The 829-nt window shown below is 71.4% G+C and carries 1 pseudogene; it reads left to right on the top strand.

The features are described 5' to 3' along the window. Positions 1-139 precede the first annotated feature (139 nt). A pseudogene (locus LPA27_RS19155) lies at positions 140-829 on the top strand (hypothetical protein); the annotation flags it as partial.

Raw genomic sequence — 829 nt, forward strand, 5'->3', positions numbered from 1 at the left:
AGGGAGCGCCCGCGCCCCGGTGGTTGAGGAGGGAGCGCCAGCGACCGTCTCGAAACCACCCTCGCGCGACAGCGCAACCCTCTCCACAGATCACCCGACGCCTCTAGTCATCGAATGCGTGTTCGAATAAACTAGGTCCATGCTCCTCGACCTCGACACCACCGGCGCCGTGGTCGACGTCGACTCCCTCGAGGCCGACGACGTCCTGGAGTACGCCGCCGACACCGCCCGCTCGGTGCGCGCCGCCGAGCGTCGCACCCTGCGGGTCATGGCCCGCTGGGGCGCACTGAACCCCGACCGGGCCTACGCCTGGTCGGTGCCCGGGATGATCCGCCACGGCCTCGACGAGTTCGCCGCCGAACCCCTCGCCCTGGCGCTGGAGATGTCGCCGCTCAACGCCGGCTGCAACCTCGCCGAGGTCATGGAGCTGGTCCACCGCCTGCCCCGCATCTGGGCGATGGTCGAGGACCTCACCCTCCCCGGCTGGCGGGCGCGGCGGATCGCCTCCCAGACCCAGGTGCTCAACGACACCGGTGCTGCGTTCGTGGACCGCAAGGTCGCCGCCCTCGGGGTGAAGGTCCAAGGACTCGGGGCGCGACGGATCGAGCTGTTCGTCGCCGAGGCGGCCGCCAGGCACGACCCCCACGCCCAGGCCGCCCTCGAAGAACGAGCACGCGGTGGGTGGAACGTTCGGGTGACCCACGACATCGACCGCGGCTCCGCCTCGGGCACCTCCTGGCTCGAGGCCACCGGCGACACCCAAGACCTCACCCGCTTCCACGACCTGATCTGCGCCACCGCCGCCGAGCTCGGCCGCCACCAGACCTCG

This window comes from Nocardioides sp. Leaf374 (genome assembly GCF_916862475.1).
GTDB classification, from domain to species: Bacteria; Actinomycetota; Actinomycetes; order Propionibacteriales; family Nocardioidaceae; genus Nocardioides; species Nocardioides kribbensis.